Origin of the sequence: Thiocapsa imhoffii (assembly GCF_016583985.1) — a bacterium.
GTDB lineage: Bacteria > Pseudomonadota > Gammaproteobacteria > Chromatiales > Chromatiaceae > Thiocapsa > Thiocapsa imhoffii.
On the sequence record NZ_NRSD01000010.1, the window covers coordinates 75345 to 96919 of the forward strand.

At 55.1% G+C, this 21575-nt stretch carries 23 protein-coding genes; 9 read left to right on the top strand and 14 right to left on the bottom strand.

Annotation, left to right across the window (positions count from 1 at the left end; all coding sequences use genetic code 11):
* Positions 1-5: 5 nt before the first annotated feature.
* The 4 genes from CKO25_RS11040 (at position 6) to CKO25_RS11055 (ending at position 2888) form a co-directional block, all read left to right on the top strand.
* Entirely contained in the window at positions 6-185 is a 180-nt protein-coding gene (locus tag CKO25_RS11040; protein WP_200387990.1) for a hypothetical protein, read from the top strand.
* Entirely contained in the window at positions 182-391 is a 210-nt protein-coding gene (locus tag CKO25_RS21955) for a transposase (protein WP_371829711.1), read from the top strand. The genes CKO25_RS11040 and CKO25_RS21955 overlap by 4 nt, the downstream gene beginning before the upstream one ends.
* Before the next feature lie 724 nt (positions 392-1115).
* Positions 1116-1823, top strand: coding sequence for a TIGR04283 family arsenosugar biosynthesis glycosyltransferase (locus CKO25_RS11050; protein ID WP_338115109.1), 708 nt, complete (start codon positions 1116-1118; stop codon positions 1821-1823).
* A gap of 291 nt (positions 1824-2114) precedes the next feature.
* Positions 2115-2888, top strand: a complete 774-nt coding sequence (locus CKO25_RS11055; protein WP_200387991.1) for a nuclease-related domain-containing protein — start codon at positions 2115-2117, stop codon at positions 2886-2888.
* A gap of 272 nt (positions 2889-3160) precedes the next feature.
* On the opposite strand, the gene CKO25_RS11060 is transcribed toward CKO25_RS11055, so the two are convergent.
* Entirely contained in the window at positions 3161-3682 is a 522-nt protein-coding gene (locus tag CKO25_RS11060) for a hypothetical protein (RefSeq protein WP_200387992.1), read from the bottom strand.
* A 15-nt stretch (positions 3683-3697) separates the two neighbouring features.
* Positions 3698-3838: a hypothetical protein gene (locus CKO25_RS21170; protein WP_242467557.1), complete on the bottom strand. Its 141-nt coding sequence runs from the start codon at positions 3836-3838 to the stop codon at positions 3698-3700.
* A gap of 9 nt (positions 3839-3847) precedes the next feature.
* Between CKO25_RS21170 and CKO25_RS21960 the strand changes: the two genes are divergently transcribed.
* On the top strand, positions 3848-4072 hold the full coding sequence (locus CKO25_RS21960) for a transposase family protein (RefSeq protein WP_371829712.1): 225 nt from the start codon (positions 3848-3850) through the stop codon (positions 4070-4072).
* 249 nt (positions 4073-4321) lie between these two features.
* Here the strand turns inward: CKO25_RS21960 and CKO25_RS11070 are convergent, their stop codons facing one another.
* The 9 genes from CKO25_RS11070 to CKO25_RS11110 all read right to left on the bottom strand — a co-directional run bounded on the left by CKO25_RS11070 (position 4322) and on the right by CKO25_RS11110 (position 12851).
* A complete protein-coding gene (locus CKO25_RS11070) occupies positions 4322-4978 on the bottom strand; it encodes a transposase (RefSeq protein ID WP_200387994.1) in 657 nt (218 codons plus the stop codon).
* Entirely contained in the window at positions 4881-5156 is a 276-nt protein-coding gene (locus tag CKO25_RS11075) for a hypothetical protein (RefSeq protein ID WP_200387995.1), read from the bottom strand. Before CKO25_RS11075 ends, CKO25_RS11070 begins: the two co-directional genes overlap by 98 nt.
* A 122-nt stretch (positions 5157-5278) precedes the next feature.
* The gene (locus CKO25_RS11080) at positions 5279-5503 is read right to left on the bottom strand and encodes a hypothetical protein (RefSeq protein WP_200387996.1); all 225 of its coding nucleotides are present in this window, start codon (positions 5501-5503) and stop codon (positions 5279-5281) included.
* A gap of 99 nt (positions 5504-5602) precedes the next feature.
* A complete protein-coding gene (locus CKO25_RS11085) occupies positions 5603-7480 on the bottom strand; it encodes a hypothetical protein (RefSeq protein ID WP_200387997.1) in 1878 nt (625 codons plus the stop codon).
* Positions 7481-7575: 95 nt separating this feature from the next.
* Positions 7576-9621 carry a dynamin family protein gene (locus tag CKO25_RS11090; protein ID WP_200387998.1) on the bottom strand — a complete coding sequence of 682 codons (2046 nt, stop codon included), beginning with the start codon at positions 9619-9621 and terminating at the stop codon, positions 7576-7578.
* Between the two features lie 556 nt (positions 9622-10177).
* Positions 10178-11560 (bottom strand): N-6 DNA methylase, encoded by a 1383-nt coding sequence (locus CKO25_RS22150; protein WP_443080757.1) that lies wholly within the window; start codon positions 11558-11560, stop codon positions 10178-10180.
* Positions 11557-11838, bottom strand: a complete 282-nt coding sequence (locus tag CKO25_RS11100) for a restriction endonuclease subunit S (RefSeq protein ID WP_200387999.1) — start codon at positions 11836-11838, stop codon at positions 11557-11559. Before CKO25_RS11100 ends, CKO25_RS22150 begins: the two co-directional genes overlap by 4 nt.
* A gap of 3 nt (positions 11839-11841) precedes the next feature.
* Entirely contained in the window at positions 11842-12207 is a 366-nt protein-coding gene (locus CKO25_RS11105) for a hypothetical protein (RefSeq protein ID WP_200388000.1), read from the bottom strand.
* Positions 12204-12851, bottom strand: coding sequence for a type I restriction endonuclease (locus CKO25_RS11110; RefSeq protein WP_200388001.1), 648 nt, complete (start codon positions 12849-12851; stop codon positions 12204-12206). Before CKO25_RS11110 ends, CKO25_RS11105 begins: the two co-directional genes overlap by 4 nt.
* 949 nt (positions 12852-13800) lie before the next feature.
* On the opposite strand from CKO25_RS11110, the gene CKO25_RS11115 reads away from it, so the two are divergent.
* Complete coding sequence (locus tag CKO25_RS11115) at positions 13801-14547, top strand: hypothetical protein (RefSeq protein WP_200388002.1); 747 nt, start codon at positions 13801-13803, stop codon at positions 14545-14547.
* Between the two features lie 115 nt (positions 14548-14662).
* Here the strand turns inward: CKO25_RS11115 and CKO25_RS11120 are convergent, their stop codons facing one another.
* Positions 14663-16663, bottom strand: a complete 2001-nt coding sequence (locus tag CKO25_RS11120) for an SLC13 family permease (RefSeq protein ID WP_242467558.1) — start codon at positions 16661-16663, stop codon at positions 14663-14665.
* 217 nt (positions 16664-16880) lie between these two features.
* On the opposite strand from CKO25_RS11120, the gene CKO25_RS11125 reads away from it, so the two are divergent.
* The 3 genes from CKO25_RS11125 (at position 16881) to CKO25_RS11135 (ending at position 19089) form a co-directional block, all read left to right on the top strand.
* Positions 16881-17171 (top strand): hypothetical protein, encoded by a 291-nt coding sequence (locus CKO25_RS11125; RefSeq protein WP_200388003.1) that lies wholly within the window; start codon positions 16881-16883, stop codon positions 17169-17171.
* A gap of 309 nt (positions 17172-17480) precedes the next feature.
* Positions 17481-17918, top strand: coding sequence for a CoA-binding protein (locus CKO25_RS11130; protein ID WP_200388004.1), 438 nt, complete (start codon positions 17481-17483; stop codon positions 17916-17918).
* Positions 17919-18081: 163 nt separating this feature from the next.
* Positions 18082-19089 (top strand): hypothetical protein, encoded by a 1008-nt coding sequence (locus CKO25_RS11135; RefSeq protein WP_200388005.1) that lies wholly within the window; start codon positions 18082-18084, stop codon positions 19087-19089.
* A gap of 133 nt (positions 19090-19222) precedes the next feature.
* Here CKO25_RS11135 and CKO25_RS11140 read toward each other — a convergent pair whose 3' ends face one another.
* A complete protein-coding gene (locus tag CKO25_RS11140) occupies positions 19223-20314 on the bottom strand; it encodes an alkene reductase (protein WP_200388006.1) in 1092 nt (363 codons plus the stop codon).
* A gap of 87 nt (positions 20315-20401) precedes the next feature.
* Positions 20402-21529: an MIT C-terminal domain-containing protein gene (locus CKO25_RS11145; protein WP_338115111.1), complete on the bottom strand. Its 1128-nt coding sequence runs from the start codon at positions 21527-21529 to the stop codon at positions 20402-20404.
* Positions 21530-21575: the final 46 nt, after the last annotated feature.

Here is a 21575-nt window from a genome sequence, read left to right on the forward strand (position 1 = left end):
TTCAAATGAGCGCCGCCATCGATTGGAATCCAATTCAAAATCTCGAAGTGGTCGGGATCGATGAGATTGCACTGAAGACAGGACATCGCGATGTTGTTGTTGTGGTCAGTGCCTATTTCATCGGCCTGCTCAGCGAGCGCACCAAATCAAAGACGCTCACGATGCGTGCGAAGCGCTCACAATGATTGATGAAAGCCCTCTCTCAACAGGACAAGGAAAACGTCAAATTCGTCGCTGGATGCGACAACTCTCGAATCGCGGTATCAGGTGTTTCGATCGCTTTCTTGGGACGCTTAGAACTCATTTCGCTGAGATCACTCATTATTTTGTCAACCGTCAGACGAGCGGGTTTGTAGAAGGTCTCAACAATCAATTGAAAGTCCTCAAATGACGCTGTTACGGTATCACCAACCTCGCCCATCTGTATCAAAGAGTGTGCTTGGATCTCAACGGATACGCTCGCTTCGGCGTGGAGTCAATATGAATCAATGAGTTAGAGTTTTCGTGTTCAGCGACTTTTCGTAGTTGATGTGTACGCAAAATATAGCGTTAAATAATTGTTTTTAAATTGGTTTCACATTCCCCTGAAATCCGGGAGAGCCTAAAATATAGTGTTAAATAATTGTTTTTAAATTGATTTCACATTCCCCTGAAATCCGGGAGAGCCCGAAATCTTTTCTAAATGACAACGCGGTTGTTCACTTGCAGGGAACGGATGCGAATGGGGTCGAAAAGCATGAAAAGCTCCAGAAAAGCAGCAGGAAGTTGTGATGTAGATAGGGAGGCACCTCGCCCCCTCATGGCCGGCATGCCGGGCGGGGCGGTCAGATCGCGCACAGCCGAGTGACCGGATCACACAAAACGTCAGCGGTCGTGGGCCTCACAGAAACGCACGTTGCCGGCAATCACCCGGCGGGTGCTACCAGCAGCCACCAGGATGGTAAGGCGACACGCCAAATTGGAAGCGATTGGGGCGAAGACTATGGATCCGCTTGATCGACGCCACCATTGGCTTGACGGCCGCAGATCCTGAACCGACCGATTGCCCAAACGCTTGCAAGCACGCCCACGGGTCGCGATCTCATGACCAGGTCAATTTGCCATCGAGTCATTGCGTGCAAGCTGTCGCGCTCACATCCTTAAGTCTGATCGTGCCAACACGGCGGCTGGATGCGGCGCTCGCTGGCCGAGTGCAGGGCATGGCCGCACGACTGGGCGCCGGTGAGATCCTGTTTGTTGAGCCAGCGGACGCCAGCCCGGTTCTCCCAGTACCGGGGCTTCACGCCCACGCGCGGCGGCTGAGAGCACCGCGTGGTCGCGGTACTCAGTGCAACCGCGGCGGCTTCGCGGCACATGGGGCGTGGCTGATGTTTCTGCACGATGACACCCTGCTCCCGCACGACGCACCCACCCTACTCGCCACGGCGATGTCCGATCCCGCAATCGGGGCGGTCTGCTTCCGGCTGCGCTTTGACCGCGAGCACTGGCTATTGCGTCTCTACGCCTTCGCCTCCCGGTTCGAGTCCCTATTCACAACCTTTGGTGATCAGACAATCGTCATCCGCCGCTCGCTTTTTCACGAACTGGGTGGCTTTCCCGCGTGGCCGCTGTTCGAGGATGTCGAACTGGCTCGGCGGCTGCGTCGTCGCAGCCGGATTCGCAAACTGCCCAGTGCGATCGTGACCTCGGCGCGGCGCTATGAGGCAAACGGTATCGTTAGGCAGCAACTCGCCAATGGAGTGCTGCTCGCACGCTTTCTACTCGGTGACTCCCCTCACCGGCTCGCTCAGCTCTACGAGCGGCAGCGGGGGGCAACGGAATGACGCTGGATCGGGAGGTGGCCCTAGTCCATCTGGTCTCTTGCCCAGGAATGATCAGACCTTCTTCTCGTTCTGGAACAGCCTGTTCGGTTCGCTGCGCCTCTGTCTGACTGAAGTTCACGACACACTCTGACGCACAATTCAGAGATCTGTTGAACCTACCGAAATGACCAGAGTTCATGTAGCGTCATCTTTTTGAGCAGTGAACCCGACACGGCTGTGATGGCTAATACGGCGTGTGATATGCGAGCATGTCATTTGGTCATATAGGAAGATCACAAGCGAAGTAACATCATGGAACTCACCCTCATCCTTGCGCCATTCTGGAACGCCCTATGGTGGCTGATCCCGCTGGTTATCCTCGCGGGTCTATTGCGATCGCCCTGGATCAAGGGGGCTATTGGCGAGGCCCTAGTCCGAGTCGCGATCCGGTGGCGGCTGGATCGCAAGACCTATCGCGCCCTGCATGACCTCACGCTACCGACTCCGGACGGAACCACTCAGATCGATCATGTCCTAGTATCGCCTTACGGTCTTTTCGTGATCGAGACGAAGAACCTGCGCGGTTGGATCTTCGGCGGTGAGCGGCAGGCCCAGTGGACGCAGAAGATCTATCGACACACCAGCAAGTTTCAGAATCCGCTGCGCCAGAACTACAAGCATGTCAAAGCCCTTGCGGCAGCGCTCGAGATGCCGGACGCGATGATCCACTCAGTGGTGGTCTTCGTCGGCGCGAGCACCTTCAAGACGCCGATGCCGGCGAACGTCACCACAGGCGAAGGCTTTGTGCGCTACATCCGATCCTTTCACGAGCCCGTGTTGAGCGCGGACGCGGTCGAGGATCTTGCGCAGCGGCTTGCAGATCGGCGGCTAGCGCCGACCCGTCAGACTCACAGGTCGCATGTCGCTCACCTCAAGACGCGCGCCAATCCGCATGCGAAGCGACGTTGCCCGACGTGCGGGAACCCACTGGTACTACGCACTGTGAAGAATGGGTCAAGGAGCGGCGAGCGCTTCTGGGGATGTTCAGAGTATCCGAAGTGTCGATTCACACAGCACCTGGGGTGATGTAGAGAAAGATCTCATCGTCACCGGCCAGTCGAACACTGACGGTATGGGTTAACACCGGGGAGCTGATTGTGGCCAACGCGGTTGCGATATTTGTCAACAAAGTTGTCCGGTTTTTCATGCGGCCTGAGCGAGTGTCGAGCCTGGTTTTTTGGCATATTGCTTGGGTGGGTTGAGCCAGACATGATCTATCGGCGTCCAGTTGCGCGTATGCCGCGACCAGCGGTTCGGATGCATCCGTTGGGCCTCTACGTCGACCCGCTGCCGGTGCGCTAGGATCGCGATGTCTTCCACACGATGAAACTGGCCGGGGGGTGACGAAACGGATCATGCTGTGGCGATGTTCCTTCTTGTCCCAGTGGACGAAGCGCGCGACCCGGGCGCGGGCCTCGGCCGCCACCGCCTCGTCGATCAGGACCTGAACCAAGGTACGGGTCGCGGGCGTGCTCATGCGTCTTCGTCGTCCCCCCCGATCGCCTGGGCTGTTTTTTCAACACCAGCAAGGCCGCCGCCTCGTCCAGTGCGTTCTCCTTGCGGCGCAGCGCGTACTCCAGGTCGCGCACGCGCTGCGTCTGCTCATGCTGCCAAGCCGCGCGCTCGTCCCGGGTCAGCTTTTTGGGATCGGCGCTGCCGGCCATGGCGGCCTCCTTCCAGCGCTCGATCTGCTCGGGATACAGACCCTTGCGCCGGCCCCGCTCCGATCGCGCCTGCTCATTCAGTGCGGCGGTCTCGATCACCACTGCAAGCTTGTCCCGACCACTCCAGGATTCCGGGTTCGCCGGATCCGCCGACACCACATGCCCCCGATTCTAGTACTCGCGCAGCCAGGCAAACAGTGTAGGCTCCGAGCTCCCCGTCACCCGGTGCACATCAACCACCGTGCGGGCATTTGGCGGCATCATCTTCTCGATCACTTCGGCTTTCTTGGCGCAACAACTGATGATGGACATGGAGCCGACATTCGATTACCACATAAAAGGCCAGAGTGGTCAAAACTGAATCGACATCCGCGCTTGACCAAGATTCAACAAAGAGCGAATCGTCATCACTCAAGTATCCGTGTCCTCGTCGAGCATGCGATCGCTGGAATGGAATCATTTAACTGCCTTACCCACCGGATTCAGAACCAGTCATCCTCAAGAATAGATCACTTTTTCAGCATTGCTGGTGGTCTTTGGAACTAAAAAAATTCATAGATTTCAACATCTAGACATTCGTAACAAGGCTCTCCCGGATTTCAGGGGAATGTAAAAACGATTTAAAAACCATTTTTACCCCTAGATTTGACGTACACATCAACTACGAAAAGTCGCTGAACACGAAAACTCTAACGCATTGATTCATATTGGCTCCGCGCCGAAGCGAGCGTATCCGTTGAGATCCAAGCACGCTCTTTGATACAGATGGGCGAGGTTGGTGATGCCGTAACAGCGTTATTTGAGGACTTTCAATTGATTGTTGAGACCTTCTACAAACCCGCTCGTCTGACGGTTGACAAAATAATGAGTGATCTCAGCGAAATGAGTTCTAAGCGTCCCAAGAAAGCGATCGAAACACCTGATACCGCGATTCGAGACCTGTCGCATCCAGCGACGAATTTGACGTTTTCCTTGTCCTGTTGAGAGAGGGCTTTCATCAATCATTGTGAGCGCTTCGCACGCACCGTGAGCGTTTTTGATTTGGGGTGAATGAACAAAAAAACGATTGAGGATACGACGCTCATCGTCGGTGAGATCCGCGCGGCGATGGCGCAAGAGCCAATGCACGTTTTTGAACTGATCCAATGTCGATTTCGTGAGCGTCCGCTGTAACCGCTTCCATTCCCGTTTTCGTAAGTTTTCAAAACTCTCTCGATACAGACGAGCAATATGAAAACGATCTGCACAAATGAGCAAACGTTTGCCGAAAACGGCTTTCGCAGCCCCGATGAAACCGGCATAGAGATCCGTGCAGATGACCTTGACGGTACGTCGTAACCGCTTGGGAATACTGTTAAAAAATTCCCTTGACTGCGGCTTTGGTGCGCTCGCTGAGCAGTCCGATGACCTGCAGTATGCTGTTGATGTAGGCACTGACCACAACAACAACATCGCGATGTCCTTTCTTCAGTACAATCTCATCGATCCCGACCACTTCGAGATTTTGAATTGGATTCCAATCGATGGTGGCACTCATCTGACGATCAAGGATGCTTTGTAACACATCAACGCCAATGGCCTGTTTCCGGCTCACATCTTCAAGTGTGCTGTTGATCAGTTCCATAAGCATCTGTTGTTCGTAAGCTTTCGTGACTGAGGTGCATGGTGTATACCATGAGGGGTTTGACTTGTCGTTGGGTGTCCCTCACAGGAGCGAAATTGATCGCGCTTCGGGCGTAAAATTAACAGCACTCAGTATTCGATTAGCGGCAAATGTCGAAGTTCGAACTCATTGCCCAAACCATAAGCATGATCAATCGACTTGCCACAACGGTGACATTGCGTTCCTTCCTCGGAACCAAAGGTACTACGAACGTCAATCCTCAACATCTTGCGTTCACCTAAAACCACCCGGTCAATCGCGATGTCAGGAAGATTTAAAAGGTCCTGAATCGTGTCCTGATCGAAAGTCATCATAAAAAGCGCTCGAATGACATTTTAGCGGAGCACCGCCATCAAGTAACTGATTTATATGATAACATGACCCCCTGAGATCCGGGAGAGCCCGTAACAACTCTATTCTTTTGTATTCAAAAATAATAAATATTTCTCAAGTACACTGTGAATTTTCTTCTGTTTCTCCGAACTTAGTAAATTATCAACATTAGCATTGTAATCAAATGCCCAGTTTCCCATTGATTCTGGTGCATTTAGTCCATGCTCTTCAAGAGCTAGAATTGTACTAGCCAAACAATATTCGTCATCGCATATTCCATCTGGCCCTTTTTCTGGCAAGACACCATTTACATCAAAGACATACAACGCTCCAGCTAGAGCTGTTTTTCTTGCCTCATAATCTTCATTATGAACTGCGATACGGAGCAAGAATGCTAAAGCTCCAAATATCCCGTCATCATCACCACCATCGGATATGCTATGAAAACCCGTTTCATTAGGTGAATAAATTCCATGTTCAGAAAAAAGCTGAATCACACTTTGCCCAAGATCGAGGTTCCGATAAAAAACCTCAAGCATTGCCCGAAAAACAAAAGATGCAAGCATTGTCATCATGCTTAACGAATCACTCGTCTTAGATGCAGTCCGTTGGTCTAAATTGGCGCCGTAGGGTGGAATTTTTTCAATGTCTGTTTCGAGGACATCAAGGCTATCCTGACCAAGCAAGTCAAAGAGTTTATCGCTCAAAATGTCGAGTATATCGCGAGGTTTTTGCTTATTTAAAGACCATGGCTCTTTTTTTGCTGTTAATACCTCTTGATTTTCCTCAAGTTCTTTCTGATTTTCACTCTTGTTCAAGCCATCTACCAAATCATTGACGCCCTCCGGGTTTATAAGCCTTTGACATCGGTCTTTAAGTGACTCTGAAACGCATAATAGATAGTTGATGCTCCCTATCCGTTGCTTAAGTAACTCTGGCAGATCACTATCTTGTAACCATGCAAAGGAATCTTTAACTCGACCCTTCTCTTCATCATTGCTAAACTCAAAAAATTGAGAAAGCCTACCGAACTCGCCAGGTCGTAGATCAGAATTTGCAGGAAATATGATGCGTCTTTTGACCACCTCTTGATAAGTCATGGAGTCATTTTCAGTTGAAATATGGCTCTGCTCATCTAAAAGAAATCCACACTCTTTTTCAAGAAATTCAGCAATTCTATCTACCAATATTTCAAGTAGCTGATACCATTCCTCGCCAGTGTTAGTTTGAATCACTAATACAGACGATGGAATACTTGCGCGTAAGTCAGCCACACCAAGCGAGCTAAAGCAATTATTCAAAAATTTTTCAGCCTCTTTTGCCGAAGAACGGACACTTCCAGGGCATGCAGGGACGGCAACAATCGAGGTGATATATTTGCAAATATCTTCCCCAGGCTCATACTTATAATTTAATGCAATCTGGTCGACTGCATCCCATTTAAGTAACAATGAGAGCCATGTTGGAAGACTTCCATGCAGCATTTGCTCTGCGTCTTCGCTTCCTGCATCAATAACTCGACTTTTCTGGTCGATAAAGCCAATTCTTGCGTCACTAGTTTTGTAAGTTGTACGAAGAGCAAACGGGATCTTTATCGTATTCTCAAATACTTTGTAGTCGTCACGTTTTATGCCCTCAATTTCATTGTGAAGCCTTATTCGCAAACTCGGGTATTCGCGTTGTGTGACGGGTGTCAGTATGATTGAGGAAACACAGTCGACTTGCCCCCAAGAACTAATAGGTATTCCTATCAATGATTCCGCACATTTAGACCATTCATTTCCAAGAAGCAAAATTGGTAGCCACAAATCTCTTAGGCTAGTGTCAGCACGACTGACAAGTTGCCCATATTCGCTCGCTAGTAGACTTTCAACGGAGAATATAAATTTTCGCAAGGGCTCTAGAGCCTGAGCTAGAGTCCCTTTTTCGAGTGATTCCAAAGCATGAAGTAATTTCATGAGTGAATCATCACTCAGCGTTGGCCTCGGTAAAGTCTTTGTTAAAACAGCTGCTGCGCTATTGTAATGTGCCGGAAGTCCCTTTAGCTGCCTCATTATCGGACACCTCTCGCTAGAGCGCTGCACTCTTTCTCAATTATTCTTACCTGTGTGCCTATATCAGAAAATAGCCGATCTATTTCTTCTGACATGTCATCCCCGGATCGAATAAGTGGATCGATTGCTTCTGCTAAAGTATCTCGAATTTGATCTTCGAAATCTTTTTGTCTTGTCAGGATGTCTGGGATAATCCGATCATGAATGTCGCTGCGACGATTTTGCTTGCGTGCTTTTTCTTTTACTTCTATTGCAGTTTTCTCTCTTGCGCGCTTCATATTCCCCCAACTCACTGCTATCAAAGTTAACGCGCCGGCAGCAAAAACAAGAACCTGTATAAAGATGACAGCCCCAGCGAGTTTTTCCCCTACAAACGGAATACCATTTAATGTACCTATCATTGGTGGAAGAACAAAAATAGCTCCAAGTATCATCAAGCCGAGCGGAAGATTTGCAGTAAATAAGGTTTTCATTCCATCAAAAAGTGCTGAGCTCATATTTTTTGCCCAATCAGTTACTCCTTGAGGAGCAACGAACGGATTCTGCATCTTTGGCTTGCTTAAGTCATCAACAAGATCATGACATATCTCTTTAATTTTTACTTGTAGCCGCTTGCTTTTTGCCTTTGTAAGTAGCCCATCATTATCAAGATATCGCGAGATCGTGCGTATCACACCGCGATCAAGTGTTCGGCTGAGTCGTTCTGGCAAGCTGTCTTTAATAATATTCTCCGCATCAGCTTTGATATCTTTCGAAATCTCATTCAGTTGTTGACTTAAGTTCCCATTGACAGATATGGTTCCAACACGATCCTCTACTTTTTGGGCTATGCGATCAAGAATGCGTTCATATTCCCGATTTATTTCGTCTCTTAATTTTTCGAACGCCTCATCAAGATCTTCTTCGTAGGCAGCTCTAGGCCTAGATGCCTCAAGCTCCGCTCTTAAGGCTGCATTAAGACCAACGTATGTGGAACATAAGCTCCTGCAGCTATCGATGACATTCCTCTTACGGTGTATATCAAGGTCTGATTGCTCATTGCGTATTGATCGTAGGATACTAACCTTATTAGCCACATAGTTTGTAAGACTACTCCTAACGCTATCGATATTCCATTCTTCAGTAAAAAATTCTTTTGGCGAGTTGGGTGATTCAGAAACGCTAATTTTATCTCGATAGTTCTTTGCTGAAACGAATATAACTCTCCCGTCCTCGACTGCATCAGACATGGCCGGAAAATATCGTATCAAATTAGACTTAGCCGCTTCGCGCGCATCCTCTTCTGAATTAATGCCTTTGTAAGCTTCCGATTGATGCCAGAGATCCCAAAACGTAACGACAGGAATTATCGGTCTTGTGCAATGCTTAAGAAAAGGGTTTACTGTATCTGCAACTCGCTTATTAATCGCATCCGATTTTACTGAAACAATCAGCAGCATGAATTCTTTAATCCAGCTTTGAAGTGCATGCTCATCTTTCCAATAAGGACCACCGAGACCGGGAGTGTCAAGCAACTCAATATTTTTTTCTGCCATCGATTGAAAAACTCCCGGATTGAGCTCGGAGGTATTGAGCCTAATGCTGAAATGATGCACATTCTGGAGTGTCCCGCTCTTTTTACCAGAAACCTTGCTTCGGTATTCCTCGGGTGATATACGTATTTCAATACCATCGTGTTTAATTTCTCGAAATTCATGACCCTGGCGATCATTTTTAAACCCAACAAGCGTACACATTGCTGTTACAATGCTTTCTCCAGTAGGTAACAGCTCTTTGTGTGTTTGAGGGAACAACATCGCATTTAATAGACTGGATTTGCCGTGAGAATAGTGGCCAACTACTCCGACATAGATTGGGCTTGTAATTGCACGATCGCAGTCTTCCGCTGCACGTTGGACATCCTGCTTGAAATCTTCGAATTGTTCTTCGAATTTGTCGAGGCGGCCACTTTCGGCAAATACTTTGAGGTTATCTTTAACACTTGCCTGACGTGTTTCTTCAATAATGTTACTGATGGCATCATTGAGTCTATCGTATTCTTTCATATCTTACTCCATTAACATCAACATACAGATGACATAACAATCGCTGCTTGAGTTATTTTCGAAATCTTCTAGTACGTGACCTGCATCACCCAATTCAGATAGAACAGCTCGCAAATGATTGGCATTACCCATTCAAAATAGCTGACGCAGGTTTTATCGAAAAATTTTTTCTTTTTCCTGACAACCGCTTACTTACATTCATTATAGAATAGATCTGCAGTTCTGGTACCGACATCAGCACATCAGCGTTGGCAATCTCGACCCTAGACGTCATGGCAGCTCTGTATTGTCGCATTTGGCCCTGACATCATTTCTGCCTGGTAATCGATCGGTTAGTTATACCGACGGCAAACCCAACTCTTTTAGATAGGCGTTGTGCTGCGCCGCCATGTCGTCAATATACTGGTCGATCTTGGCCACTCGTACCTTCACGGCGGCGAGGTCAATGTCCTCTTCCTGTGCTTCGGTGCTGACTTAGTGGGAGATGTTCAGGTTGTAGTCGTTCTTCTCGATCTCCGCCATCGTAACGCGGCATAGCATAGCAGCTCTCTTCTGTTCAGAATTGGTAGGTCTCGACGATCTTGTCGATGTGCTCGAGCTTGAGGACTCTCTGCCGCTTCCGTTTCTCAAAATGCTTGGCGGCGTTGATGAAGCGCACGTCATCGGGTTTTTTGTATTTCTTCAGCACCAGGATGCAAACCGGAATACCGATCGAGAAGAAGAGATTGGACGGAAGGCCGATGACGGTGTCGATGTGGCCGTCTTTGAGCAGTTTGGTGCGTATGCGGCTCTCGACGCAGCTACGGAAGAGCACGCCGTGGGGCAGATGGCCATGGTGCCTTCGCCGCTGAGTTAGAGGAACTCGTGCAGTAGAAAGGCGGAGTTGGCGGCGGACTTGGGCGCGAGTCCATGGTTCTTGAAGCGGAAGTCCTCGCCCAGTCCCTCGCTCGGCTCCCACCAATAGCTGAAGGGCGGATTGGCCACGACGGCGACGCATTTGAGCTTCTTGGCCGGGTTCATCTCGTTGAGTCGTGGCCCAGTCGTTGGTGAGGGTGTCGCCGTGGTAGATCTCGAACTCGCTGTCCTTCAATCCGTGCAGCAGCATGTTCATGCGCGCGAGGTTGTAGGTGGTGATGCTCTTTTCTTGACCGTCGAACATGCCAATGCCGCGCAGCCCGATCTGTTGGCGCACGTTCAGCAGCAGTGAGGCCGAACCGCAGGCGAAATCCAGCACGCAGCGCAGTCGTGTCTTCTGCCCGGTGACCGGTTCTTGGCTGTCGAGCGTGACAATGCGGGAGAGAATGGTCGAGAGGGTTTGCGGGGTGTAGAACTCCACGTTCTTCTTGCCCGCGCCTGCGGCAAATTGTCCGATCAGGTATTTGTAGGTGTTACCAAGCATGTCCCTGGCGGTGGAGAATTGCGCGATGCCCTCGGCAATCTTGGCGATGATGATGCAGAGCGTTTTGTTGCGCTCGGCGGGTGTGGGTCCGTGCTTTTCGAAGCTGAGGTTGATCTCGGAAAAAAGACTCTGGCAGCTGCTGGCGAAGGATTCGTTCTCGATGTACTGAAAGCCGCATTCCAGGGTTTGCCGCAGCTCGGCGTCCTGGGTGCGTGCGCGCTCGTAGATGCTGCTCCAGAGATAATCGGGGTGGATGACGTCATGAACCTTGCAGCGTATCTGTTTCTCCAATTCCGGCACATCGGCGACGTTGTCAGCGTACCAGACGGACAGCGGTGCGCGGCAGTCTTCGCTGGACACTGTGAGGTAGTTCGGCCCGAGCTCCTTTTGCACGGCGGCCTCGTAGTTGTCGGAGAGGTCGCGCAGGAACAGGAACGACAGCATGTAGTCGAGGGGGTCTTCGGCGTTCATTGCGCCGTGCAGGTCGTCGTCGATGCTCCAGAGGGTTTTGCCGAGTTGGTTGAGCTGTTCTTGGGTCATGCGGTAACCGCCTCCGGGCTGGGGAAGGGCTGCTGCATCAGCCCTTTTTCATGGGGCTTGGGGGCGGCAAGCTTGTCCGCCTGAACGGCGATCAGCGCGTCGAGGGAGGAGAGGCAGGCGGCGATCTTTTGTTGTTCGTCTTCATATGTGGGAAGCGGAAAAGTACCAGAAAGGAACTTGGCGTTCTTAATTTTGATTGTATTCTTAGCACCTTTCTGTATCAGTGGTTCAAGATAAAGCTGAGTGTTTTCTGGTGATTCAAATAATGCATCGAGCATCGTTCAAAGCCCGATAGTTTCTGGTGAGAAAACGCCATACAGTGGCGAAACGATTACAAGGAAAGCAAGTTTTCTTTGCTTTAAAACCGCGAAAGAAAATTCGCCCTTAGGGCTTTTTTTGTATATAACATCATCTGGCAAAACCTGGTTGTAGTGATCGGTCGAAGATGCCGAAATTTTTCGGCCTAGATATTCTATTTGATTCACGAGACCTTTATCTACGGATACGGAAAATACTGTTTCTGCGCCATCGCTTTTCTTGTAATGCTGTGATAGCATATCTGAGAGTTGACGCAGCTCCCACTCCCCCGCCTCCCGAAATTCATGAAACCGCAACCTCGGCACCAATCCTCTCGTCGGCTCGTTCATTGAGAGCGCTCCTTGAGATCATCGACGGTGTAAGGCGGCTGTTCATCTTCCATACCGCGCAACGCCTGATGCAGACTCATATCGCTAAATTCAGCGGCTATCCATTCGTTATCGACGCTGTTTGGATCATTCACAGTAGCATTCATCTCGTGTAGATGATCAACGAAATGATAAACCTCAACTTGCTTGTCTGGTGGTCGTGCCTGAAATTTCTCGATCAGTTGTGCCTGATTCATCGTCACGATGAGGGTTTTTAGCTCGATCTGCGCCAGCGGCAGGATCACGTCGTAGCGATGGTGGCTGTTGTCGGTGTTGATGCGCAGTTGGTAGATGAACTCGAAGTCGTTCTTGCACCAGTCCTTGAGGTTGACCAGCATGAAATGCAGCGGGGTTCCGTCCTCGCGCTGGAGGTAGCCGTATTCGCGCAAGCGCTTGGCGGCCTGAAAGACATTGGCGCTGATGATCTCATCGCGCAGGCGGGCGAACTCGGAATCGGTGAGCGGAACGCGATTGAGGGCTTTGAACTTCTGGCGGAAGTTCTGCTCGAGCGTGGTCTTGTCGCGGATGTCGGGGCGATCGGTGTATTTCAGCGCCAGGAGCTTGTCGATCAGTTTTTGCTCGATCTCGGCTTCTTTCAGAGTCATCCGTGGTGTCGTCCCTGCGTCTTGTCACTGAGGGATCGGCGTCCGCGATGGGAGTCGATCCCGCTGCGTCATACTGCGCGACATAGGCGATCGGTTGTTCATGTCAGGTCGCGTCGGTCTGCCGGGTACCGGTGGCCTGCCAGGCGCTACGCCCGGTGCTACTGATTAGGCGACACGCGCGCCACCTGCGCTCCAAGCCATGTTGACCGCGTCACGCTCAACAACCCGATCCTGCGGGCTTGGTCATCGCCATCCTGTTCACGATGCCTCTGAGCATAGCACCAGCGTCATGCTCCGACGCCGACCCCACACCAACCCGCTTGACCTCGGTCAAGAGTTCGTCCGGATCAGTACGTGTGACCCTGTTGAACCCATGCCCTGCCGCAGTCGTGTCCTCCGATCGGGTCGGGCGACCGACCCCAAGATCCAGTGTTGTGCCGGGCCTCTTGGCACGGGCTGTGCTTTTCAGGAAAAGACCAAGTATTTTACTGAGTATTTCCCACGTGGTGTTTGTAGGATTCGTTGAAAGGGGTGGTTGCAGGCTTCAGTTCCAATTCGTCAGTTGCTCTGACTCCTTCAACCAATGACCGAATGAGGCGTTCCCATGAGCGATGAAGTCTTGCAGAAACGGAACCGTTGGGCCTTCTGGACCGCCGTGGCCATCTGTCTGGTGCCACTCGTGCCCTACGCCATCCTCGGTGGGTCCTGATCGCTCAGACGTGCGCCGCTGAGCGCACACGCACCACCACACGGGGCTGACTGGCCCCGTGTGTCGTTTTAGGGATCACCGTCCCCCCACTACCCTTCCCTTCACTTCTCCCCCGTCTGTTCGGATCGCCCCCCTCTTTCGTCTTCCTTTTTTCGTCCACGCACGTCCACAGGCTCACTCTGTGAGCCAGTGCGGTCGGTATGCTCTGGAATCCTCGACCAGGACACATGGAGATGCCTGATGAACGACCGTGATGCCTCGACCCCGACGGACGTGACCCTGGAGATATTGCGACAGTGGTATGGCGATCAGACCCTCGCGGTGTTGTGCGACTGGTTGGAGTGGGAGCGCCCCGCGCCCTTACGATCGCTGGTCTGGGCAAGCCCGAATGACGCCGTGCAGGGGCGCTTGGCCTTGGCCGGTGAACCGGCGCTGACCCCGGATGAGCGGGCATTGCGGGTGGCGGTCGCGGAACGGCTGTTGGCGACGCTGCCGGAGCGTCGTGATACGTGGGCGGACGCGGGTGAAGCGGCGGAACTCGACCCTGAACCGGATGCGCTGACCCTGTGGCCGCGCCGGCTGTTCGAGATTGATTGGGCCGAGCCGGGCAGTCTGTTCATCGACACCGAGACCTACTACGTGACCCATCTGCCGGGATTCGAGGTCGTGGGCGTGGCGGTGGTGGCGGATGCGGTGGATCGCTTGGGCTGCCGGACCTTGGCGCTCGGCTGGTTTCCAGCATCCTGGCCCGTTGGGGTCGGCGTGCGTCAGGTGGTGCTGGAGTGGTGGGGTCGGCTGGCGGGGCGTGGTGCGACGCGCTGGCAGCGACTCCTCGAGGCCGGGGAGATCGAGGCTAAGACGGTACGGGCCTGGGCACAGTCGGTGTGGGGGCGGTCGGTGCCGGTGGCGGAGGTGGTCGGAGTTGGGACCGCGTTGAGTGGAGCGGCTTGCAAGCCGGGCAGCGGGTGCGCTGACGGTCCCCGGTGACAGTCCCCGCGGTGGTTGATAGGCTGGCTGGCCCCATCGACTGGGATGTGGACACCAGCCAGCGCACGCTGTTCGTGGGGCAATGAGCATTCGCCCAGCGAGGTGATGAGGCCGCTTAGAGCGGCCATACCACGAGCAGCAACGGAACGCTGACGGCGACGACCAGCAATTCCAGCGGTAAACCAAGCCGCCAGTAATCGCCGAAGCGGAATCCGCCGGGTCCCAGGATCAGCGTATTGTTCTGATGGCCGATGGGCGTCAGAAAGGCGCAGGAGGCGCCGATGGCAACCGCCATCAAAAAGCTGTCCGGGTTAACCCCCAATTGGCTGGCGATACTTAACGCGATCGGGCACATGACGGTTGCCGTGGCGGCGTTGTTCATGAAATCAGATAGCGTCATGGTGATGATCAGAACCAGTGCCAGTCCGATCACCGCATTATTCCGCGCGACATCATCTAGCAGTGTTCTGGCCAGTAGATCGGCAGCCCCGGTATCGGCCATAGCCACTGCCAACGGCTTCAATGCTCCCAGCAGTACGATGATCGGCCAGTCCACGGCCTCGTAGATTCGGCGCAGCGGGATCACACGCGTCAGCATGTAGCCAAGAACCCCAAGCGTGAAGGCCAACGCGGCGGGTAATATTCCGGTGGAGGCAAGCACAACCGAGCCCACCATGATCGCGACCGCGGTGACCGCCTTGCGCTTGTCCGGAATCAAAATCGCACGCTGCGCCAGGGGAATGCAGCGGTATGCGGATACGAAATTGCCGATCGCCTCTGATGTACCTTGCAGCAGCAAGACGTCACCTGCGTTCAGATGAGTCGAGCGCAGCCGCTTGGTTGACCGATGACCCTCCCGGGAAATCGCCAACAGGTTAATCCGAAATCGCATGCGGATGTGTAAATCAGCGGCGCTCCGGCCCTGCAGCAGCGAACCGGGCTGGACCACAAGTTCCTGGATGACGATCTCATCGTCGAGGCTGTTGTTCTTCGGCTGTTCACGCTCCCCTGTTTCTTCCTGCTTATCCTGCTCGGTCTGATCCTTGATCTTGACAGGCTCTTGATCAGTGCGGCGCTTACTCTGATTGGATTCAGCTATTGCGCTGGATAGCGGCTCTGCCAGGCTGACTGACTGCTTGCGCTGTTCATCTGCTCGGGCGTGTTCACCTTCTTCGTTGTTGCTCGGGGAGGGCAGCGGCGGCACGGTTTCCGCCAACCTCAGTCCGAGACGGGTCAAAGCGCCGCCCAGCGCTTCCGGATCTGCTTCGACCACCAGAATGTCTCCAGCCCTGAGGATTCTGACCGGGTCAGGCGGGGTCACTCGGTCATCATTGCGTGCCATGCCGACAATCTGGGCATCACTGTCATCCAGCAGTTGCTCGACTTCTCGCAGGGTTTTGCCGACGGCCTTGGCATTCTCTTCAATGCTCACTTCGATTAGGTAGGTACCGGTATCGAAGCTGTCGGCGCCCTGTTTGTTCCGGTTGGGCACCAGCCAGCGCCCGGCGAGTACGGCGAAGATGATCCCAACCACCGCCACCGGCAGCCCCACTGGAGTGAACTCGAACATGCTGAAGCCAAACCCAGTCTGATCTTCGCGGAAGTCGGCAACAATCAAATTGGGCGGGGTCCCGATCAGGGTTGTCATACCGCCGAGAATGGTGCCGAAAGCCAATGGCATCAGTGCCTTGCCGGGGGGTATGCCCTGGCGCACCGCGATCTGCATGGCAATTGGCATCAGCAACGCCATGGCGCCGACGTTATTCATAAACGCCGAGAGGAACGCACCAATCAAAGTCAAGGCGCCAATGCTGGCCAAGGTGCTGTCTCGCTGGGGCAGGACTTTCTGCGCCATTGACTCCACGGCACCGGTGGTTTGCAGTCCGTAGCTGAGAATCAGCACCGCCGCAACCGTAATCACCGCTGGCTGTGAAAAGCCTTTGAAGGCCTGGTTGCCATCGATTAGACCAGCGAATACACATGCCATCAGAGCGATGAGCGCAACCACGTCATGTCGCAATCGGCCCCATAGGAACAAGCCAATCGTTCCCACCAAGATACTCAAGATCAAGGCTTGATCCATTGTCAGGATACTGAAGATCAAGGCCTGGTCCATCGTCATCTCGATTTCCCCCGCAAGGATGATCTAGGGAGCGTGGTTTTCTCGGCATTGGCGTAACGTGAAACGCTGACGCTTGATTCTGCCGACCTGTTCAGGCAGTCAATTGTCTGACGGCAAGCACGGAATCGGAGGCTGACCCTGGAAGGTCATCACACCATCGAGTGTGCTGGGTGACAGCCTGGCCGAGGACGACGGGGCCGGCTGAAAGCACTTGAGCCAAACGCTGGGGGAGAAGATGGAGCGGGTCGAGAATGCCCTCTTTGTTACCAACGTGGCGCGCATTGACCGCGTCATTGCTGATCTCAAGGTGGCCTTGGGGACCAAACGCCTGAAGACCGGCACCTCTTGTTGCGGCGAGCGGGTTGAGACATGCAACCCATTCACGAGGACCGAGGAAGCGCTTGGGAGTTCCGCCGAATATGCGGGACGAGGGGGCTTTGTACACGTTGAGTGGGAAATCGAGGGCTTCGTCAGCGGCAGCGTTCTCACGTCTTTCTTATAATAATCAGATTTTTATGCATCCAACCGACACACCTGAGCATGGCACTCTGAGTCACGCCCCGACGCCGATCCCACGCCAACCCGCTTAACCGCCGTCAAGACTTCCGGCGGATTGCGGCATCGATGACCATTCGACCTGAGAGACCCCTCCCCTTCGATCTGCACGGCGATAAGCGCCCGAGCGGTTTCCCGGCACCCTAGCGGAGGGACCAGACTCGACGCGCCCCTGTTCCAGCGTCATGATGCGCGGCAGTCGACGATCATCCGCGTGGATGATTAGGATCTTTCTTCACCAGGCACGCCGCGCATCATGTTATCGAACCATGAAACCTTCTTCGCCCTCGACCGCTTTGCGGTGGTTGGCCGCTCCCAGGTTAAGCCCTTCCCGCTCCTCAGCTACCGCCGCCTCAAGGCGCTGGGCAAGACGGTCCATGCCATCGATCCGAGCACCGATCGCATCGACGGTGATCCTGCCTATCCTGATCTCGCGGCGTTGCCTGGGCCGGTCGAGGGCCTGATCATTGAGACGCCCAAGGCCGAGGTCCACGACTGGGTCAGCGCCGCCGCCGCGCTCGGGATTCGTGATGTCTGGGTCCATCAGAGACATGAGACCCCGGAGGCGCTGGCGGTAGCCGAGACGCATGGGATCAACCTGCGCACTGGGAGCTGCGCAGTGATGTATCTCGATCCGGGTGTGTCCGTCCACGGTCTGCACAAGCTCATTATGAAGCTCACTGGCCGTTATTAAGCGCGGCGATCCCAGTCGCTGACGCACCCGTGCCCGTGCGCCTCGATCTGATCTGGACCGAGCTGAGGTTGGAGCGACCCTCGCGTTGCTGGGGTCGCGCGCTGGCCAAGCGTGAGGGCGCGGGGTTAGTCTGCCTGCCTCAGTATGCGGAGGGAGCACCGGCATGAGCACCGGACAGAGAATCCTACAGTGGCTGCGCACGACACTGTTGCAGATCGACGCGGACTGGCTCGAGGAGACCCCGAACGGCTACCGTTGGTGGCCGCACCAGCAGGCGCAGACGCTGGAGGTCATCGGTCAGGAGATCGGTCCCGACGGCGTGATGGCAGATCTGGTGCAGGTGCGCACCGCACTGCTGGGCGACCTGGACCTCGACGCCGAGGCGCTGGAGGTGCTCCAAGCGGTGGCACTGCGCACCGCCGGGATGGCCGGACCGGTCTACGATCCGGACCGCCGGACGTTGGATCTCTGCTCGCTGGTGCGGGTGTACGACGACATCGAGCCGTGGATGCAGCGCCTGATTGGCATGGCCGCCGTGCTGCAACTGCGCGATGCCTGGTGGGGTGCGACGGCTATGGCCGAGGCGCTGAGCGCGGTTCCCGCCCACACGCCCCATCCGGTGCGTGGATTCCGCGCGGAGGCGGACGCGCGCGTCGCCGAGGCCCTGGTGGTGATCGATGCCGAGGGCCAGGCACCCTCGCGTTGGGCGGGCGAGGAGCTGGCACGTCTCGCCGAGACCGACCTGAACCGCTCCCCCGCCCTGAAGGGCTTCGGGGATGCCCGGGGGTTCACCGTGGAGTTCCCCCATGGAGCCGACAGTGTCTCGCTCTGCGAGGTGGCAACGGACCAGCCCCATCCCTGGTACGGCCAGGGTCTGGCGCTGCGGCAACGCTTCCCCGTCACCCTGACCGCGCCCGAGGCGGGGTGGCGTCTAGCGCTCGAGCTCAACGCCCGCGCCCTGGGCAGGGCGCCGATGGGCTATGGATTCGGCAGCTTTGGCTACGAGGAGGACACGCTCACCTTCCATGCCTTCCACCCAAACGCGATCCAGCGACAGGGTTTGGTGGCGAACCTCTATCTGTCCTGTGCCGAGCGGGCGCGGATGCTGTCGCGACTCCTGACCGGGGTTGAAGCGCATCGTGCAGGAACACATTCGCCAGCAGCGGACTGACAAGCCGCCTTGCGGCGTGCCTCGATCTCGACACTGTAGGGTTCCATCCGGCATCGCCGATACCTTCGAGGACATGCAGGCCCTGTCGGCGCAATCGTGCAGCTGCGCGGGGGTGTAGGCTTCCAGGATCAGCCTAGAGATCGCTCAACGCAGGGTAGTCGGTATAACCCTCCGCACCGCCCCCGTACAACGTGTCTTCCTGCAGCGCATTGAGCGGTGCATTCTCGCGCAATCGGCGGACCAGATCGGGGTTGCTGATAAAGGGGCGACCGAAGGCCACGAGGTCGGCCCGACCCTGCGTGAGGACCTGTTCCGCGTCGTCCTTGCCGTAGCCGTTATTGATCATCCAACAGCCCTGGCAGCGATCTTGCAGGGCACCGTAGTCGAACGGGCGCTCGGCGTCCTCGGGTTCGCGGGGTCCGCCGGTTTCACCTTGAATGACGTGCACATAGGCCAGTCCGAGCGGGGCCAGTTGATCGACGAGATGGTTGAAAAGCGCTTGTGGATCGCTGTCGCGCGGGGTGTCGTTGAACGTGGTCATCGGGCTGATGCGGATACCGGTGCGCCCGGCGCCGATCTCGTCGGCCACGGCCGTCATGACATCGACGACGAGACGCACGCGGTTGGCGATGCTGCCGCCATAGGGGCCTGCGCGGTCGTTGACGCTGTCGCGCAGGAACTGTTCGAGCAGATAGTTGTTGGCGGCGTGGACCTCGACCCCGTCGAACCCGGCGGCGCGTGCGTGGTTGGCGGCGCACCGGTAGTCTTGGATCAGCCCGGGGATTTCCTCATCGCGCAGCGCGCGCGGTTGAGAGACCTCGACGAATCCCTCGGGCGCAAACGTCATGGCATTGGGCCGGCGGTTCGTCGACGAGACGGGGACCTCGCCCTCGGGCAACAGGGAGGTATGGGAGATGCGTCCGACGTGCCAGAGTTGCATGAAGATCAGCCCACCCGCGGCGTGCACCGCATCCGTGACCTGGCGCCAGGCGGCCACCTGCTCGGCGCTGTAGATGCCGGGAGTATCCAGATAACCCTGGCCCATGGGGCTGATTTGGGTCGCCTCGGTGATGATCAGACCGGCGGTTGCACGCTGCCGGTAGTAGGTGACCGTCAACTCGTTTGGCTTCAGACCGACGGCTCGGTTGCGCGTCAGCGGCGCCATGACGATGCGGTTCGGCAGGGCGAGATCGCCCATCTGGATCGGGTCGAACAGTGAAGGCATTGTGGTTCCTCAGGGTGATGTTGGTGAAAACGGTGCGACTCACGGGCTGCGGACACGTCCTCTAGTGGTCCGGCGCTCTCTGCCGCTTCAGACGCGAAAGATATCCACCTTGGTCTCGAGACACTTGCGCAGGCTCAGATCGGTCGCGCCGACGCCATACCAGCTTTCGGGTTTCTGATAGAAATCCAGTCCGCGCCCGATCTTGATGGTCCAGCCGTTGTCGATGCGGATCTCGCGGTCGTGCAGGTTGGGGTTGAGCTTGACCTCAAGCACCACGTCCAGTTCAAGCAGGCTTTGCTTGAGGTCTTCCAGCTTGTCGGTGATGTCCGCGAGTTGGGTCTCATGGTCGTAGCCGGTGATCAGCAGGATCTGCTTGACCGTGCCGGGCTTGAGGAGGGTCTCGCAAACGCGCACGACATTGGTGATCTGGTGCGGAAGACGGATGTAGGGATCTTCGATGACGACCGCCTTGGCGCCCTCCAGATAGGGTCCCAGGATCGACTCGTAACTGTAGCCGATCGCGCCGTAGGTGATGGTGTAATGCTGTTCCTTGGGGCCAACGGTCGCCGCTGGCTCCGATGATTGCGCGGAGGGCGCCTCGGGTGCGATCGGCGTCGGTTTCACGCCCGGTGGGTCAAGCGGGGTCGGCAGATCCTGTGTGGCCCCGGCCTTCGCGCCGAGGCCGCCCAGACGCCGGCGCGCAGGCTGCTGGGTCGCGAGTGCATCCTTGGATTCCGGGCAGAAGACGACGATTTCCCCACCGTCCGCGTTGAAGTAGGACAGGTTGATGAGCGCGAACTCGTCGTCCGGCTTGCGTTTGTTCATCTGTTCCTTGACGCGCCGGCGGCACTCGATCGCGTAGGCGACATAGTCCTCGAATTCGCCGTCGGTCGGGGCCCCATTCGGATGCAGGATCTTCAAGAAGGCACAGACGGTCTTTTTGATGCCTTTCTCGTCGCGTCCCTCGATCGCCTGACCCAGACGGATGCGCTTGCCGACCTCCTCGTACCGATTGCTGTGCTTGAACTGATGGTGGAATGCCTCGGCCAGATAGTCGGTCTGAAAGAGCTCTTGCCCGAGCCATAAAACCCGGAGAGCCAGACCGCGATCTCGATCAGCACCTCGGCGTTCTCGACATCGCCTCCATCGATCGCCGCGGAGATGGCTTCGAGCAGCTTGAGGAGCTGGGTCTCGATGCTCTCGGTGACGATGTATTCCGAGATCTCAGTCTTCAGCCGTGCCGCCTGCGAGACGTCGTAGG

Excerpts from the sequence above, each read along its gene's own strand:
- CKO25_RS11135 (WP_200388005.1), top strand. The coding sequence starts at position 18,082 with ATGAGCACCGGACAGAGAATCCTACAGTGGCTGCGCACGACACTGTTG.
- CKO25_RS11070 (WP_200387994.1), bottom strand. The coding sequence starts at position 4,978 with ATGTTGTTGTTGTGGTCAGTGCCTACATCAACAGCATACTGCAGGTCA.
- CKO25_RS11040 (WP_200387990.1), top strand. The coding sequence starts at position 6 with ATGAGCGCCGCCATCGATTGGAATCCAATTCAAAATCTCGAAGTGGTC.
- CKO25_RS11105 (WP_200388000.1), bottom strand. The coding sequence starts at position 12,207 with ATGAACGAGCCGACGAGAGGATTGGTGCCGAGGTTGCGGTTTCATGAA.
- CKO25_RS11090 (WP_200387998.1), bottom strand. The coding sequence starts at position 9,621 with ATGAAAGAATACGATAGACTCAATGATGCCATCAGTAACATTATTGAA.
- CKO25_RS11100 (WP_200387999.1), bottom strand. The coding sequence starts at position 11,838 with ATGCTCGATGCATTATTTGAATCACCAGAAAACACTCAGCTTTATCTT.
- CKO25_RS11140 (WP_200388006.1), bottom strand. The coding sequence starts at position 20,314 with ATGCCTTCACTGTTCGACCCGATCCAGATGGGCGATCTCGCCCTGCCG.
- CKO25_RS21955 (WP_371829711.1), top strand. The coding sequence starts at position 182 with ATGATTGATGAAAGCCCTCTCTCAACAGGACAAGGAAAACGTCAAATT.
- CKO25_RS11085 (WP_200387997.1), bottom strand. The coding sequence starts at position 7,480 with ATGAAATTACTTCATGCTTTGGAATCACTCGAAAAAGGGACTCTAGCT.
- CKO25_RS11055 (WP_200387991.1), top strand. The coding sequence starts at position 2,115 with ATGGAACTCACCCTCATCCTTGCGCCATTCTGGAACGCCCTATGGTGG.
- CKO25_RS11120 (WP_242467558.1), bottom strand. The coding sequence starts at position 16,663 with ATGGACCAGGCCTTGATCTTCAGTATCCTGACAATGGATCAAGCCTTG.
- CKO25_RS11075 (WP_200387995.1), bottom strand. The coding sequence starts at position 5,156 with ATGCTTATGGAACTGATCAACAGCACACTTGAAGATGTGAGCCGGAAA.
- CKO25_RS11080 (WP_200387996.1), bottom strand. The coding sequence starts at position 5,503 with ATGATGACTTTCGATCAGGACACGATTCAGGACCTTTTAAATCTTCCT.
- CKO25_RS11110 (WP_200388001.1), bottom strand. The coding sequence starts at position 12,851 with ATGACTCTGAAAGAAGCCGAGATCGAGCAAAAACTGATCGACAAGCTC.
- CKO25_RS11130 (WP_200388004.1), top strand. The coding sequence starts at position 17,481 with ATGTTATCGAACCATGAAACCTTCTTCGCCCTCGACCGCTTTGCGGTG.
- CKO25_RS11115 (WP_200388002.1), top strand. The coding sequence starts at position 13,801 with ATGAACGACCGTGATGCCTCGACCCCGACGGACGTGACCCTGGAGATA.
- CKO25_RS22150 (WP_443080757.1), bottom strand. The coding sequence starts at position 11,560 with ATGACCCAAGAACAGCTCAACCAACTCGGCAAAACCCTCTGGAGCATC.
- CKO25_RS21170 (WP_242467557.1), bottom strand. The coding sequence starts at position 3,838 with ATGTCCATCATCAGTTGTTGCGCCAAGAAAGCCGAAGTGATCGAGAAG.